Here is a 14,225-nt window from a genome sequence, read left to right on the forward strand (position 1 = left end):
ATGTATATAGGAATAGATTTAGGGGGAACTAATATAGCTGCTGGTATAGTCGAAGAAAATGGAAACATTATTTTAAAAGATTATTGCAAGACAAGAATTGAGGCTGGTTCTAAGTCTATTATAAATGATATTAAGAATTTAATTAATAATCTAATAAAAAAGGGTGGAGTAAAAAAAAGCGACTTTAAAGCTATAGGAATAGGAATACCAGGAGTGGCTAATAAAGAAGGAATAGTTATAAGATGTATTAATTTAAAATGGAGAATGGTTCCTTTAAAAAAACCTTTGGAGGAGTATTTTAGAATTCCCGTATTTATAGATAATGATGCTACAGTAGCAGGAATTGCTGAATATGCACAAGGTGCATTAAAGGGATATAACAATGGACTTTTATTAACATTAGGTACAGGAATAGGTGCAGGTATAATAATTGAAGGTAAACCATTTAGTGGTGGGCATGGAATTGGATCAGAAATAGGTCATATGGTAGTTGGAGAGAATTTTTATACTTGTAATTGTGGGTTAAATGGATGCATAGAAACATTTTCATCTGCTACTGGAATTATAAAATATGCAGAAAAGCTTTTAAATGACGGGATGAAAAGTTTATATTTAGAAGAACAAATAAAAGAAAACAATGGAACATTAAATGCAAAAATTATTTTAGCTGGACTATATGTAGAGGATGAACTTTGTATGACTGTATACAAAAGATTTTTAAAATATTTAGTTTTAGCATTAAGGAATATAATAAATATTATAGATCCAGAAGTAATAGCATTTGGTGGTGGAATATCTAATATGGGTGAAAAATTAATTATAGATATACGAAAAGAATTAGAAAAAGGGTACAATAAAGATTTGCCTATTCCTAGACTTGTATTGGCTAAAACTAAAAATGATGCAGGCATAATAGGGGCAGCATTACTTGGTAAGTTTTAATAGAAGTTTTGTAGTTTAATAATAATAAAAATTGTAGTATAATACTTTATGATTTGATAACTTAAAGACCTAGAATAAGATGTTAATCTAGGTTTTTTGTTTGTCTTTTTACTAGGGAGGAAAAAAATATGTATGATGTTGCTATTATAGGTGCAGGTATAGTAGGTGCATGTATTGCAAGAGAGTTATCTAAATATAATTTAAAAACCGTAGTACTTGAAAAAGAAAATGATGTTGCTAATGGAACCACTAAAGCTAATAGTGCTATTGTACATGCTGGCTATGATGCAAAGCCAGGAACTAAAAAAGCAAAATTTAATGTAGAAGGCAATGCACTTTATGAAGAATTGTGTAAGGAATTAAATGTGCCATTTAAAAGGTTAGGTTCATATGTAGTTGCTTTTGATGAAGAAGAATTAGATACTTTAAATGCATTAAAAATAAGAGGAATTAAAAATGGTGTTAAAGGATTAGAAATTTTAAGTGCTGAACAAACATTAAAAAAAGAACCAAGCTTAAGCAACAACATAAAAGGAGCGTTATATGCTCCAAGTTGTGGAATAGTAGGACCATTTGAACTTTGTATTGCTTTATGTGAAAATGCTGTAGACAATGGTGTTAGTTTAAGGTTAAATAGTAAAGTGACTAATCTAGAAAAAGAAAAAGATAAGTTTAAAATATATATAAATAATAATGAAGAAGTTATAAGTAGTAAATTAGTAATTAATTGTGCAGGTATTTTTTCGGATCATATAAATAACTTAATAGATAAAGAGTGTTTCAAGATTCAATCAAGAAGAGGCGAATATTTTATTTTAGATAAAACTGCTGGTAAACTTGTAAATTCGGTTATATTTCAATGTCCAACTAAGTTAGGAAAAGGTGTTTTAGTTACACCAACAGTTCATGGCAATATGCTTATAGGTCCTAATGCAGAGGATATAGAAGATAGGGAAAATGTAGAAACAACATTTAATGGATTAGAAACAATTAAAAAAGCAGCGTTAAAAACTACTAATAAAATTCCATTTAATAAAGTTATAACATCCTTTTCAGGTTTAAGAGCAACTTCAAATATAGGTGATTTTATTATAGAAGAAAGTAAAAATGTACATAATTTTATAAACATAGGTGGAATAGAATCTCCGGGATTAACAGCAGCACCAGCAATAGCAAAATATATAGTAAATTTAATTAAGAAAAAATTTAATGGAGAATTACCTATAAATAAAGAGTTTAATGCTAGAAGAGAAGTTATAAATTTTATGAGTTTAAATGTAGACGAAAAAAATGAGCTTATAAAGAAAGATAGTAGATATGGAAAAATGATTTGCTTGTGTGAACAAATTACGGAAGGTGAAATAGTGGATGCTATACATAGAAGTGTTGGAGGAACTACTGTTGATGGTATAAAAAGAAGGTTAAGGCCAGGTATGGGAAAATGTCAAGGTGGATTTTGTATGCCTAAGGTTATGAAAATTTTAGAAAGAGAATTAAATTTACCTATGGAAAAAATTCATAAGGACTCTCTTGATTCTAATATATTAGTAGAAAATTTAGAGGAAAAGAATTAGGAGGGAAAAAATATATGAAAAATTACGATTTAGTAGTTATAGGGGGAGGGCCAGCAGGACTTGCTGCAGCTATAGAAGCTAAAAAAAATGGTGTTAACACTATTATAGTTTTGGAAAAAGAACGTGAACTTGGTGGAATATTAAATCAGTGTATTCATAATGGCTTTGGACTACATGTCTTTAAAGAAGAGTTAACAGGACCAGAATATGCTGAACGATTCATAGATGAACTTAAAAGTTTTGATATAGAATACAGAGTTAATAGTATGGTTTTGAAAATAAGTGAAAATAAGGAAGTCTATACCGTTAACCCAGAAGATGGATATGTTTGCATTAAGGCCAAAGCAATAGTTTTAGCTATGGGATGTATGGAAAGACCCAGAGGAGCAATTAGCATTCCGGGAACAAGACCGGCAGGAGTTTTTACGGCAGGAACGGCTCAATATCTTATGAATATAGAAGGACAAAAAATTGGAAATAAGGCTGTTATATTAGGGTCTGGGGATATAGGACTTATAATGGCAAGAAGATTAACTTTAGAAGGATCAGAGGTACAAGCAGTTGTAGAATTAATGCCTTACTCAGGGGGACTTACACGAAATATTGTTCAATGTTTGGAAGATTTTAATATACCATTATTTTTAAGTCATACTGTAACTAAAATTTATGGAAAATATAGAGTTGAAGGTGTAGATATTTGTGAGGTAGATGAAAGAAGAAAACCTATAGCTAAAACCTGTAAACATTTTAAGTGTGATACATTATTGCTTTCGGTAGGATTAATTCCGCAAAATACTATATCTCAAAATGCAGGCATTAAATTAGATAAAATAACTGGTGGACCTGTAGTTAGCGAAAATATGGAAACATCTATAAAAGGAATTTTTGCATGTGGGAATGTAGTACATGTACATGATTTAGTTGATTATGTAACAGAAGAAAGTAAAAGAGCAGGAAAGGCCGTTGCCCAATTTGTAAAAAGTAATTTTACAAATAAGAAGAATAGAATAGGACTAATTGCTAATGATGGTATTAGGTATGTAGTTCCTCAATTTTTAAATAAAGAAAATATTGATGAAAAAGTAACACTTTTAATGAGAGTAGATAATATTTATAGAAACTGTACTCTAAAAATTCAAGATAATAAAGGAAATATAATAAAAGAATTTAAGAAAACTTATTTAGCACCAGGCGAAATGGAAAAAATTGAATTAGAATGTTCTTATATAAAAGAGAAAGAAATAGAAAGTATAAATATATATATTGAAACATAAACTTTTATTTTAAATATATAATCCTATGTAGGGAAGTGAGAATATGAAAATAAGGGAACTTGTATGCATAGTGTGTCCCAAAGGATGTAAATTACTAGTAGAAAAACAAGATAATAAAATCATAGTTTCAGGGAATTTATGTAAAAGAGGGGAAAAGTATGGTATTAATGAAGTACAAAATCCTAAGAGAGTATTAACTTCAACCATTAGAGTAATAAATTCCAAACAAAAAAGAATTCCAGTTAAAACAACAGATGCAATACCAAAAGAAATGTTATTTAATGCTATGAAAGAAATAAATAAAATAGAAGTTAAAATACCAATGAAGGTTGGGGATATAATAAAAGAAAATTTTTTAAACACAAAAACTAATTTAATTTGTACAAAAACAATAAAAGATTAAATAATAATATTTATTTAATTAATATATTAATAACATATGATAAAGAAAGGGAGGACAGTGGATGAAAGAATCAAATAACCAAAGAGAGGGATTTTCCTCAGGATTAGCAGTATTTTTTGCAACATTAGCATCAGCAGTAGGATTGGGTAATATATGGAAATTTCCTTACTTAGTTGGGGAAAATGGTGGAGGAGCTTTTATATTTATATATCTAATCTGTATTTTATTAGTTGGTATACCAGTAATGTTAGCAGAATTTTATGTGGGAAGAAGAACTAGAAAAAATGCTGTAGGAGCATTTCAAAGTTTAAGTAAAAATAAAGGATGGCAAGGAATAGGATATCTTGGTGTATTATCCGTATTTTTTATTATGTTTTATTATACTTCTGTAGCTGGTTGGGTATATTCATATGTATTTAAGGCCTTAACAGGTGGTTTTTCAGGGATAAAAGGTAAAACTATAGAAGAAGCAGTTAAAATGGTAAATGGAACATTTGCTGCTACTACAGGGGGAGCAGTATCGCCTATAGTATGGCAAGGTATAGTTCTGATTGTAGTTGCTATAATTCTTATGGCAGGGGTTAAAAAAGGAATAGAAAAAGTAACTAAAACCTTAATGCCAATTTTATTTGGATTAATTATTATATGTGATATAAGAGCTTTAACACTTGGAGGAGCTAAAGAAGGATTACATTTCTTATTTAGTGTAGATTTTAGTAAAGTTACAGGTGGAGTAATTTTAGCGGCACTAGGACTGGCGTTTTTTAAATTGTCAATTGGAATGGGAACTATGATAACATATGGAAGTTATTTTACAGAGGATAATGACTTAATAGGAACTTCTTTTAAGGTTGCATTTTCGGATACATTAGTATCGATGCTTGCTGGAATTGCAATTTTTCCAGTAGTATTTCAATTTAATATGGCACCAGAGGGTGGTCCAGGGTTATTATTCAATACATTACCATTAGTTTTTTCGCAAATGCCTTTTGGAAATATATTATTAGCAATTTTCTTCTTATTGGCAGCAATGGCAGCAACAATGGCAATGCTTTCAATGGCAGAGGTTGTAGTAGCTTTTCTAGTTGAAGAAAAAAATATGAAGAGAAGTGCCGCAACTATACTTTGTTTAGCTATAATATTTGTAATTGGAGCATTAACTGTACATCCAGGTAGTGTATTTGGTTCAGTACATATATTTGGTAAGAATTTCTTTGATTTATTCGACTTCGTATCATCTAATATATTCTTACCAATAGGGGGATTATTAATAGCAATTTTTGTTGGTTATAAGATAAAGAAGGAAGAAATTATAGATGAATTTAGTAACCATGGAACATTAAAAAATGAAAAATTATTATCGGTTTATAGATTTATTTTAAGATATATAAGTACAATACTTTTAGGTATAATTTTCTTACAATCAATAGGAATAATAAAATAGTTGTTTTTTGATACTATAAAGGTTAGTCAAGTAATTTTAAAAAGTTGCTTAATGACTAGCCTTTTTTGATATAATAAAATATATATAAATTGGTGAATGGAGTGGTTGTTATGAAATTAATAGATATGCATTGTGATACTATATCTGTATTACATGAAAGCAAAGAAAATGTTTGTTTAAGAGAAAATAATTTTCATGTGGATTTACAAAAATTAAAAAAGGCAAACTCAAAGGCACAATTTTTTGCATTATTTACTGAACTAGAGGAAATAAAAGAGATTAATCAACAACCTTATGAATACGTAAATAATATGCTAAACAGATTTAATAAAGAAATTGAGGAAAATAAAGAATTAATAGCACTTGCTAGAAATTATGATGAAATGCAAGAAAATGAAAAAAATAATAAAATCTCTGCTTTTTTAACTATAGAAGAGGGAGAAGTATTAGAAGGTAGTTTAGATAATCTTAAAGAAGTCTATGATAAAGGTGTGAGACTAATAACTTTAACTTGGAATTATGCAAACACTTTAGGATATCCTAATTGCAAGAAGAAGTTTATGAATAAAGGACTTACTAAAAGAGGCATCGAAGTTGTAGAAATGATGAATGAACTTGGTATGATTGTTGATGTTTCACATCTTTCTGATGGTGGTTTTTATGATGTATTAAAATATTCAAAAAAACCATTTGTTGCTTCACATTCAAATGCAAGATCTATTACAAATCATTCTAGAAATTTAACCGATGAAATGATAAAGTATTTAGCAAATAATGGTGGAGTTATGGGATTGAATTTTTGTGCACCATTTTTAAGTAATGATAAGGTTACTAGAGTTAAATATATGATAGAACATTTAAAACATATTAGGAATGTTGGTGGCGTAGATGTTATGGCAATGGGAACTGATTTCGATGGAATAGGTGGAGAATTAGAAATAGCCAATATAGGGGAAATTGATAAATTAATTGTAGAACTTAAAAAGTCAGGTTTTAAGGAAGATGAAATAGATAAAATTTGGCATAAAAATGCAGAAAGAGTCATAAAAGAAGTTTTAAAATAAAAAATCTATTTTGAAATCGAATTTAATATATATTTTCGGATATTTACATAAGATAAGTTTAAATAATCGCATACAATAATAAAATATGGCGAGGAAGTGATAGTAAACGTGAAGGAAGAAGTTTTGAAGTTATTGAAAGAAAGTGGTAATGAATTTATATCTGGCGAAAATTTAAGTAAACAGTTTGGAATTAGTAGAGCAGCAATTTGGAAGTATATTAAAGTTTTAAAGGAAGATGGATATAACATAGAATCAGTATCACGTAAAGGATATAGAATATTATCATCACCTGATGTTTTAACATATGAAGAAATAGAAGCAAGTTTAAAAACAAAGTATATAGGAAGAAAGATTTTTCATTTTGATGTGATAGGTTCTACTAACACAAAGGCAAAAGAAATAGCATCTTTAACTATGCAGAAATACAATGATTTAGACAATGGAACTATAGTTATAAGTGAGGGACAAACAGCTGGAAAAGGTAGGTTAGGTAGGGTATGGGAATCACCTACAGGTAAGGGAATATGGTTCTCTATAATTTTAAAGCCAGATATAAGTCCCTTAAAGGTATCAAATATAACGATTATAGGAGCATCGGCAGTAAATTTAGCGTTAAAGGAAATGGGCGTAGAAAGTTATATAAAATGGCCGAATGATATAATTATAGAAAACAAAAAAGTCTGTGGCATTTTAACAGAAATGAGTGCAGAATTAGATTTAGTAAATTATATAGTAATGGGTATAGGTATAAATGTAAACATAGAGAAGGATGATTTTCCAAAGGAACTAAAAAATAAAGCAACTTCTCTAAAAGCTGTTTATGGAAAAGAATTTAACAGAAAAAAACTTTTAGCTAGTATTCTTAATAATTTTGAAGAACTTTATGATAATTATATAAAAAATGATTTATTAGAACCTTGTATAAAAATTTGTAGAGATAAATCTATCTTAATAGGAAAAGAAGTTTTTATAGAACAAAGAAATAAAAAATATAAGGTTAGGGTATTAGATATAAATAATGATGGTGCACTAGTTATACAAAAAGAAGATGGTAATCTAGAGGAAGTTATTTCTGGAGAAGTATCTATGCATGGATTATATGGTTATATGGAAGATAAATAATGGATTTTAAAAATATGTAATATTTAAGGTATATAATTTAAAAGTAATATTCTTAGATTAATTAAATCTGAGAATATTATTTTTTAAATTATACTAAAATTAAAAAATAAAGGGTGATAAGATGCCAGACCTTGATGCATCTTATGATATGATATTCTTTATAGGTTATCATGCAGGAGTTGGTAACTTGCAGGGGTCATGGACCATACTTATTCAGGAGGAAGAGTGCATAAGTTTTGGATAAATGATAAAGAAATGAATGAATCACTTATAAATGCAGCTTATGCAGGGTATTATAATATTTCAGTAACATTGGTTATTGAAGATAATGCATTATATGAAGAACTTAACAAAGAAGATGCAATGCCTTGGGTAAATTATGTTGTTACTAAATAAGGGTTATCAAAATATGCTGCTAAACTTCGACCTATAAATAAAATAAAGGAAGAGACAATAGAAGCTGTACAAAAAGCATTAAAATCTAAAGAGACTTCTAAAGTATATAAATTTGATTTACCAACAACGGTAAAAATAGAATTTACAAAAACATCAATGGCAGATGTGGTGGCTTTAATGCCTTATACAAAGCGAGTTGATGGAAGAACTATATTATTTACACACGATAACTTTAAAGTTGTTTTTGATGCAATTATGGCAATGATAACCTTATCATATTCGGCTAATTAGGGAAATAAAAAACAGAAAATTTTAATAATTACAAAAAAGCATTAAATTATGATTAAAAATGATATATAATAATTTAATATAGTATTTTATTTAGCTTTAGGGCAAATGATGCAGGAGGGGTTCAAATGGGAAAAACTGAAAGAGTTTTAAATATTTTAAATGATAAACAATTAGATGGATTATTTTTAATTAAAAGAGCAAATGTAAATTATATTAGTAGATTTTCCGATGAAGCGGCATATGTTTTAATAAGCAATAAAGGAAAATTTTTAATTACTGATGGAAGATTTTTTGAATTAGCTCAAAAAGAATGTGAAGATTTTGAAATTATAAATTTACAAAAAATAAGTGGTGGATTATTAGGAGCTATAAAGAAAATTTGTAATGAAAATAGTATTAAAAGACTAGGATTTGAAAAAGAATGGACAAGCTATTCTATGTTTGAAGGAATGCAAAATGTTTTAAAGGATGTAGAGCTTGTTCCAACTTCAGGAATTATTGAAGAATTAAGATATGTAAAAGATAATGAAGAAATAGAGCTTTTAAGAGAGGCAGGAAGAATTACAGATTTTGCTTTCGAAGAAGTTATAAAACATATAAAAGCAGGTATGACAGAAAATGAAGTAGCTGCGAAGTTAGAATATATTATAAAAATGAATGGGGGAGATGGAGTGGGGTTTGAGACTATCCTAATTTCAGGAAAGAAAACTTCACTTCCACATGGCAAACCAGATAATAAAGTTATAGAAGAAGGAGATTTTGTAACCTTAGATTTTGGTGCATTGTATAAAGGTTATACATCTGATATGACTAAAACTATAGTCGTAGGTAAACCAAGTGAAAGACAAGTTGAGATATATAATGTAGTAAAAGAAGCTCAACAAGCAGGTTTGGACACTATTAAAGATGGAATAACTGCAAAAGTTCCGGATGATGCTGTAAGAGAAATTGTTAAGGACTATATAGAATATTATTATCCAGGAATAGGACATGGGGTTGGAAGAGATCTTCATGAACCTCCATTTATAAGTAATAGTGCATCTAGAACTATAAAGAAAAATTGTGTAATCACAATGGAGCCAGGTCTATATATTCCTGATTGGGGTGGAGTAAGAATAGAAGATAGTATTTTGGTAACTGAAACAGGTTACGAAAGACTTACTAAATCAACAAAGGATTTAATTTGTCTATAATTTTTAGATACCTCTAAAGGTTTATAAAAAACCCTGTAATCATAAAATGTTTTAATATTGTATGATACAGGGTTTTGATTAATTTTTAATTTGCTTATGCATAATTATAGTATAAATAAAAAGAATTAGTATAGCTAAAATACTTAAGACGAGCATATTTGGTATAGATATTAAAATAAACTTTCTAAATTTAATTCCCAAATAGACTATTAGAAATATACCAAGAAATTGTAATAAAAATGTTTTTATAAAAAATATTTTTGTAGAATTATTAGCTAAAATTTTTATTATGAATAGAGCCAGTATTACCCCAATTATACAAGATAAGAAAGGTTGTAAAGTTAAATTATAATTAGTTAATCGTAAGTTATAAAAACTAAAGTTTTTAAAGTTAATATTAGTTAATATATCTAGTGAAATAAAGAATAATAACATTTTAAAAAATACTGGAATCATATCTTTAAGTTCTCTTAAAAAATAAAATTTACAATTTTCCCTGTAAGAATTAATTATATCATCACAAAAAGTTTTATAGTCATCTCCAATAACAGAGTGCACATCTTCATTTCTAGACTGGGCACCTAAAAGAATCTCTAATACATCATTTATTACTTCTTCACCATCTTCTTCCGTCAGTTCACATCTAATGTATAAGGCTAGATTGGAAAAGCATTTATCATAATCTCCTTTTAACTTTTGTATGTTTAATAAATTTTTTTTTAATTGCTTTTTTGAATCTTTCATATAATTGCCTCCTTAAAGATTGTTATTTTTCCCATAATCCATAAATATTTTATCTACAAATTCTTTGAAGTCTAGCCATGTATCATAAAAATAATTCAACTGTCTAAGTCCATTTTCTGTTAAAGAATAATATTTCCTTTTAGGACCAAAAGGGGAATCCTTTTTTTCAGATTTTAAAATAGATTTTTTTTCAAGTCTGGTAAGTAGAGGATATATGGTTCCTTCAGTACATTGACCAAAACCATAACTTCTAAGTTCTTCTACAATTGCATATCCATAAGTTTGGGTTCTATGGTAAATAATTTTTAAAATACATCCTTCTAAGACACCTTTTAAAAGTTGAGATTTATCATTCATATAAACACTTCCTTGTATTATGCTAAGCATAGTAGTAAGTTTAAAAAAACATAACATTATTATTAAGATTTAAAGGTATTATGTAATACATAGTAGATGTAAGACTAATATAAAACTATTTTCTTCAAAAGTCAATAGTTTTACGTAGGTGGAAAATAAAGTTAATAAGTGGTAAAATTAATCAAAGATTTCAGTGGAGGTGGGATACTTATGGGAATAAACGTTAAAAATATAGATTGGCATAAAGTTAATAGTAATCTGATTAATATTTTAGTCATAGTGCAAATTATAGTACTATTATTAGCTGCTTGTTTTGATATATCATTAATTGGAACTGCAACTTTTGAGGGGATAAATTTTATAATTTTATTTTTATGGTTTTGTATGCTAGATAGGAAACGAAAGTGGTTAAAGATATTTTTAATTTTATTAGTTATATTAAATTCTATTATTTTTGCATCAAAATTTAATGATAGTAAAGAATTTTATTTTAAATCTCCCAATAATAAAAATGTGTTAATTATTAATGAGGGAAAGGGATTTTTGACAGGTGAATGTAGTTTTTATAGAAGAAAAATGTTTATATTTAAGCAGTCTTTAAATTTTAGTACAAGGTTTAAAGATGACCATGTTAGACCATTTAAGAACCATGATTATTCTATAAATTGGATAGATGATGATTTAGTAATAATTGAATATGAAGATGAAAAGGTACAGGTAGATATGAATGAGAATGAAGTCAGAGAAATTAAATAAACTTTTAATAATTAATATAATATCTTAGAAATTATTAATATTTGTTATAATAGTAATAAGATACAATGTATAGTTTTATTATGATATGAAAAATTTTTAGTTAATATAATTAAAATGTATTGGAGAATCTAAGTATAATGGAAATTTTACGAGGAAATGAATATGAAGAGATAATTTTCAGTAAACTAATAGTCTTAAATAAAAACCTTACTGAGACTAATTTTTTAGAATGTAACTTTAAAAATTGTGATTTTTCAGGAGTTGATTTTTCTAAATGTGCTTTTGTAGAGTGTAATTTTCAAAATTGTAATTTATCATTAATAAGATGTGATGATAGTAAATTTAGGGGAGTACAATTTAATAATTGTAAAATCGTTGGTGTGAATTTCAATAAATGTGATGATTTTATTATTGAGATCAGTTTTCAAGAATCTTTAATTGAAAGTTGCAATTTTTCAAATATGAAGTTGAAAAAGACACCATTTAAACAATGTGATATTTTTGAAAGTGATTTTATTTATACAGATTTATCAGAATGTAATTTTTCTTATTCAAATCTTAAAGGAAGTGTGTTTAGTAAATCAAATTTAAGTAAAGCAAATTTTTCAGAAGCAAAACAATATAATATAAACCTTTTAGATAATACACATAATAAAGCAATCTTTACTATGCCAGAGGCTATTTCATTATTAAATAATTTTAATATAAAAATAAAAGAAATAACATAAGTAAATATTATAAAAAGAGATTAGGTGAAAGTAATTGAATACAAGAAAAATGACGGAAGCAGCTATGTTATCCGCTTTATTTGTAGTTATAAGTTTAATTGCAATGAGCACAGGAATTGCTTATTCGATATATTTAGATATTATTGTTCCTGTATTTGTTGCGGTGATCTATTTGAAATGTGGATTTAGATATTCTGTATTATCCACCATAGTTTCTTTGATAATTATCGGATTTATAATTGGGAATATTGGATCGGCGATTTGGATAAGTCAAAGTATATTGGTGGGATTTGCCTGTGCAATTTTAATTTTAAAAGATACAAATATAGGGGATGATATATTCTATTCATCTATATTTGCGTGTTTTATAATGGTTATTATAGATATTTATTTTTCTGGTTTATTAGGATTTAGCTTTATGAAAGAATTTGAACAATATATAAATATGATCCCTATAGATGAGCAATTTAGAGAAATTATGTTTTATATATTTGTAGCAGCATTACCAGTAGGAACTATAATTACAACCTATATTGGTACTTTATTTATAGGAAAAAAATTAAGAGTTTTAAATAAACATGCAGAATATAAATATTCTATTTTAACTAAAGGAAAGAATTATTGGAGTTTTATTTGTTGTTCTCAGAAAACTATAAATATAGGAATTATGTTTTTAATTTTTATGGAGATATTAGGACGATTTAATTATAAACTAGACCATACTTATATTAAAGCTATAACTGTATCTATAGAATATATAGTTTTATACTCTGTTATAAAAGATAGTTATGGATTTTTTAGTAGATATGTTTATACAAAAATTAAATCTAGAGTATTAAATTTAATTTTAGGTATAGCAGTTATAGTACTACTCATAAAGATGTTTAAAATAACAACCTTTGTTTTGATTATATCTAATATATTTATAAATAAAACTTTCCATATGAGGGAAAAACAAATAAAGGCCTTAAATTATCATATGAATGAAATTTTATAAAGTATTAAGTTGTAAACTTAAAAAGTTAAGGCAAATAGGTATATGATTTAGATAAAAATCTTATTTAAGTTGTATACCTATTTTTATTGTAACTAGATTGTAGTAAATGAAAGAGATATATATAATAAAATATAAATATAGTTAAACAAATAATGGAAAGGGGTTAAAAGTAGAAATGTTTAAGAAAAAGAGTTTAATGATTTTAGCAACTACAATATTAAGTATAGTATTATTAGTTGGATGTTCTAAAAAAGAGAAATGCCCTAAAAAAGAAGAACCTATGGCTAAAAAACCTGTTATTTACTTATATCCATCTTCCAAACAAGAGGTTTCTTTAAAATTGAATTATAAAGGTAAACTTACTTGTACTTATCCTGAATATAAAAATAGATGGAATGTCATTGCAAATCCTAATGGTACACTTTTAAATAAAGATGATAATAAACAATATTCATATTTATTTTGGGAAGGTAAGAATAATAATGTAAACTGGGATTTAAGTAAGGGATTTGTAGTAAAAGGGGAAGACACAAAAGAATTTCTTGAAAAAACACTTTCATATATGGGATTAACACCAAAGGAATATAATGAATTCATAGTTTATTGGTTACCAATTATGGAACAAAATAAATACAATCTTATAAATTTTGCTGGTAAACAATATACAGATTCAGCACAGTTAGAAATACAACCAAAACCAGATTCAATGCTTAGGGTTTTCATGGTGTTTAAGCCATTAGATAAACCTATAAAAGTAGAAAAACAAAAATTAAATTCTTTTAAAAGAAAAGGATTTACCCTTGTAGAATGGGGAGGAACAGAATTAAATAAGTAATTATACATGAGAGGCTGTCGCATTAGCATAAAAATTTATACTAACGCGGCAGCGTTTTTTTGTGTTTTATAGAAAATTTAATGATAGTTCACCGCCTATAAGCTT

The 14,225-nt window shown here is 27.2% G+C and carries 15 protein-coding genes and 1 pseudogene; 14 read left to right on the forward strand and 2 right to left on the reverse strand.

Annotation, left to right across the window (positions count from 1 at the left end):
• The 10 genes and pseudogenes from QOZ93_RS12730 (at window position 1) to QOZ93_RS12775 (ending at window position 9,703) form a co-directional block, all read left to right on the forward strand.
• A complete protein-coding gene (locus tag QOZ93_RS12730; RefSeq protein WP_307356985.1) occupies window positions 1-942 on the forward strand; it encodes an ROK family protein in 942 nt (313 codons plus the stop codon).
• A 128-nt stretch (window positions 943-1,070) separates the two neighbouring features.
• Complete coding sequence (locus QOZ93_RS12735; RefSeq protein WP_307356988.1) at window positions 1,071-2,516, forward strand: NAD(P)/FAD-dependent oxidoreductase; 1,446 nt, start codon at window positions 1,071-1,073, stop codon at window positions 2,514-2,516.
• Between the two features lie 14 nt (window positions 2,517-2,530).
• Window positions 2,531-3,790: an NAD(P)/FAD-dependent oxidoreductase gene (locus tag QOZ93_RS12740; protein WP_307356991.1), complete on the forward strand. Its 1,260-nt coding sequence runs from the start codon at window positions 2,531-2,533 to the stop codon at window positions 3,788-3,790.
• Window positions 3,791-3,833: 43 nt separating this feature from the next.
• Window positions 3,834-4,193 (forward strand): DUF1667 domain-containing protein, encoded by a 360-nt coding sequence (locus tag QOZ93_RS12745; RefSeq protein WP_307356994.1) that lies wholly within the window; start codon window positions 3,834-3,836, stop codon window positions 4,191-4,193.
• Between the two features lie 61 nt (window positions 4,194-4,254).
• Window positions 4,255-5,637, forward strand: coding sequence for a sodium-dependent transporter (locus tag QOZ93_RS12750; RefSeq protein ID WP_307356997.1), 1,383 nt, complete (start codon window positions 4,255-4,257; stop codon window positions 5,635-5,637).
• Window positions 5,638-5,747: 110 nt separating this feature from the next.
• Window positions 5,748-6,701: a dipeptidase gene (locus QOZ93_RS12755; protein WP_307356999.1), complete on the forward strand. Its 954-nt coding sequence runs from the start codon at window positions 5,748-5,750 to the stop codon at window positions 6,699-6,701.
• 123 nt (window positions 6,702-6,824) lie between these two features.
• Window positions 6,825-7,823, forward strand: coding sequence for a biotin--[acetyl-CoA-carboxylase] ligase (locus tag QOZ93_RS12760; protein WP_307357002.1), 999 nt, complete (start codon window positions 6,825-6,827; stop codon window positions 7,821-7,823).
• Window positions 7,824-7,944: 121 nt separating this feature from the next.
• Window positions 7,945-8,067, forward strand: a complete 123-nt coding sequence (locus tag QOZ93_RS12765) for a hypothetical protein (protein WP_307357005.1) — start codon at window positions 7,945-7,947, stop codon at window positions 8,065-8,067.
• A pseudogene (locus QOZ93_RS12770) lies at window positions 8,049-8,510 on the forward strand (M55 family metallopeptidase). The gene QOZ93_RS12765 and the pseudogene QOZ93_RS12770 overlap by 19 nt, the downstream one beginning before the upstream one ends.
• A gap of 125 nt (window positions 8,511-8,635) precedes the next feature.
• The gene (locus QOZ93_RS12775) at window positions 8,636-9,703 is read left to right on the forward strand and encodes a M24 family metallopeptidase (protein WP_307357007.1); all 1,068 of its coding nucleotides are present in this window, start codon (window positions 8,636-8,638) and stop codon (window positions 9,701-9,703) included.
• 78 nt (window positions 9,704-9,781) lie between these two features.
• Here the strand turns inward: QOZ93_RS12775 and QOZ93_RS12780 are convergent, their stop codons facing one another.
• Both QOZ93_RS12780 and QOZ93_RS12785 read right to left on the reverse strand, forming a co-directional pair.
• Window positions 9,782-10,447: a DUF1048 domain-containing protein gene (locus tag QOZ93_RS12780; RefSeq protein WP_307357010.1), complete on the reverse strand. Its 666-nt coding sequence runs from the start codon at window positions 10,445-10,447 to the stop codon at window positions 9,782-9,784.
• A gap of 12 nt (window positions 10,448-10,459) precedes the next feature.
• Window positions 10,460-10,804: a PadR family transcriptional regulator gene (locus QOZ93_RS12785; RefSeq protein WP_307357013.1), complete on the reverse strand. Its 345-nt coding sequence runs from the start codon at window positions 10,802-10,804 to the stop codon at window positions 10,460-10,462.
• Window positions 10,805-11,014: 210 nt separating this feature from the next.
• Between QOZ93_RS12785 and QOZ93_RS12790 the strand changes: the two genes are divergently transcribed.
• From QOZ93_RS12790 to QOZ93_RS12805, 4 genes are all read left to right on the forward strand, one after another.
• A complete protein-coding gene (locus tag QOZ93_RS12790) occupies window positions 11,015-11,560 on the forward strand; it encodes a hypothetical protein (RefSeq protein WP_307357016.1) in 546 nt (181 codons plus the stop codon).
• Between the two features lie 137 nt (window positions 11,561-11,697).
• Complete coding sequence (locus tag QOZ93_RS12795; RefSeq protein WP_307357019.1) at window positions 11,698-12,288, forward strand: pentapeptide repeat-containing protein; 591 nt, start codon at window positions 11,698-11,700, stop codon at window positions 12,286-12,288.
• 34 nt (window positions 12,289-12,322) lie between these two features.
• Entirely contained in the window at window positions 12,323-13,285 is a 963-nt protein-coding gene (locus QOZ93_RS12800; RefSeq protein WP_307357022.1) for a DUF2232 domain-containing protein, read from the forward strand.
• Between the two features lie 175 nt (window positions 13,286-13,460).
• Complete coding sequence (locus tag QOZ93_RS12805; protein ID WP_307357026.1) at window positions 13,461-14,120, forward strand: hypothetical protein; 660 nt, start codon at window positions 13,461-13,463, stop codon at window positions 14,118-14,120.
• Window positions 14,121-14,225: the final 105 nt, after the last annotated feature.

Origin of the sequence: Hathewaya limosa, assembly GCF_030815255.1 — a bacterium.
Taxonomy (GTDB): domain Bacteria; phylum Bacillota; class Clostridia; order Clostridiales; family Clostridiaceae; genus Hathewaya; species Hathewaya limosa.

What these genes read in the sequence shown, in the direction of transcription:
- QOZ93_RS12730 (WP_307356985.1), top strand. Translation starts at nt 1, where the DNA reads ATGTATATAGGAATAGATTTAGGGGGAACTAATATAGCTGCTGGTATA.
- QOZ93_RS12735 (WP_307356988.1), top strand. Translation starts at nt 1,071, where the DNA reads ATGTATGATGTTGCTATTATAGGTGCAGGTATAGTAGGTGCATGTATT.
- QOZ93_RS12740 (WP_307356991.1), top strand. Translation starts at nt 2,531, where the DNA reads ATGAAAAATTACGATTTAGTAGTTATAGGGGGAGGGCCAGCAGGACTT.
- QOZ93_RS12745 (WP_307356994.1), top strand. Translation starts at nt 3,834, where the DNA reads ATGAAAATAAGGGAACTTGTATGCATAGTGTGTCCCAAAGGATGTAAA.
- QOZ93_RS12750 (WP_307356997.1), top strand. Translation starts at nt 4,255, where the DNA reads ATGAAAGAATCAAATAACCAAAGAGAGGGATTTTCCTCAGGATTAGCA.
- QOZ93_RS12755 (WP_307356999.1), top strand. Translation starts at nt 5,748, where the DNA reads ATGAAATTAATAGATATGCATTGTGATACTATATCTGTATTACATGAA.
- QOZ93_RS12765 (WP_307357005.1), top strand. Translation starts at nt 7,945, where the DNA reads ATGCCAGACCTTGATGCATCTTATGATATGATATTCTTTATAGGTTAT.
- QOZ93_RS12775 (WP_307357007.1), top strand. Translation starts at nt 8,636, where the DNA reads ATGGGAAAAACTGAAAGAGTTTTAAATATTTTAAATGATAAACAATTA.
- QOZ93_RS12780 (WP_307357010.1), bottom strand. Translation starts at nt 10,447, where the DNA reads ATGAAAGATTCAAAAAAGCAATTAAAAAAAAATTTATTAAACATACAA.
- QOZ93_RS12785 (WP_307357013.1), bottom strand. Translation starts at nt 10,804, where the DNA reads ATGAATGATAAATCTCAACTTTTAAAAGGTGTCTTAGAAGGATGTATT.
- QOZ93_RS12790 (WP_307357016.1), top strand. Translation starts at nt 11,015, where the DNA reads ATGGGAATAAACGTTAAAAATATAGATTGGCATAAAGTTAATAGTAAT.
- QOZ93_RS12795 (WP_307357019.1), top strand. Translation starts at nt 11,698, where the DNA reads ATGGAAATTTTACGAGGAAATGAATATGAAGAGATAATTTTCAGTAAA.
- QOZ93_RS12805 (WP_307357026.1), top strand. Translation starts at nt 13,461, where the DNA reads ATGTTTAAGAAAAAGAGTTTAATGATTTTAGCAACTACAATATTAAGT.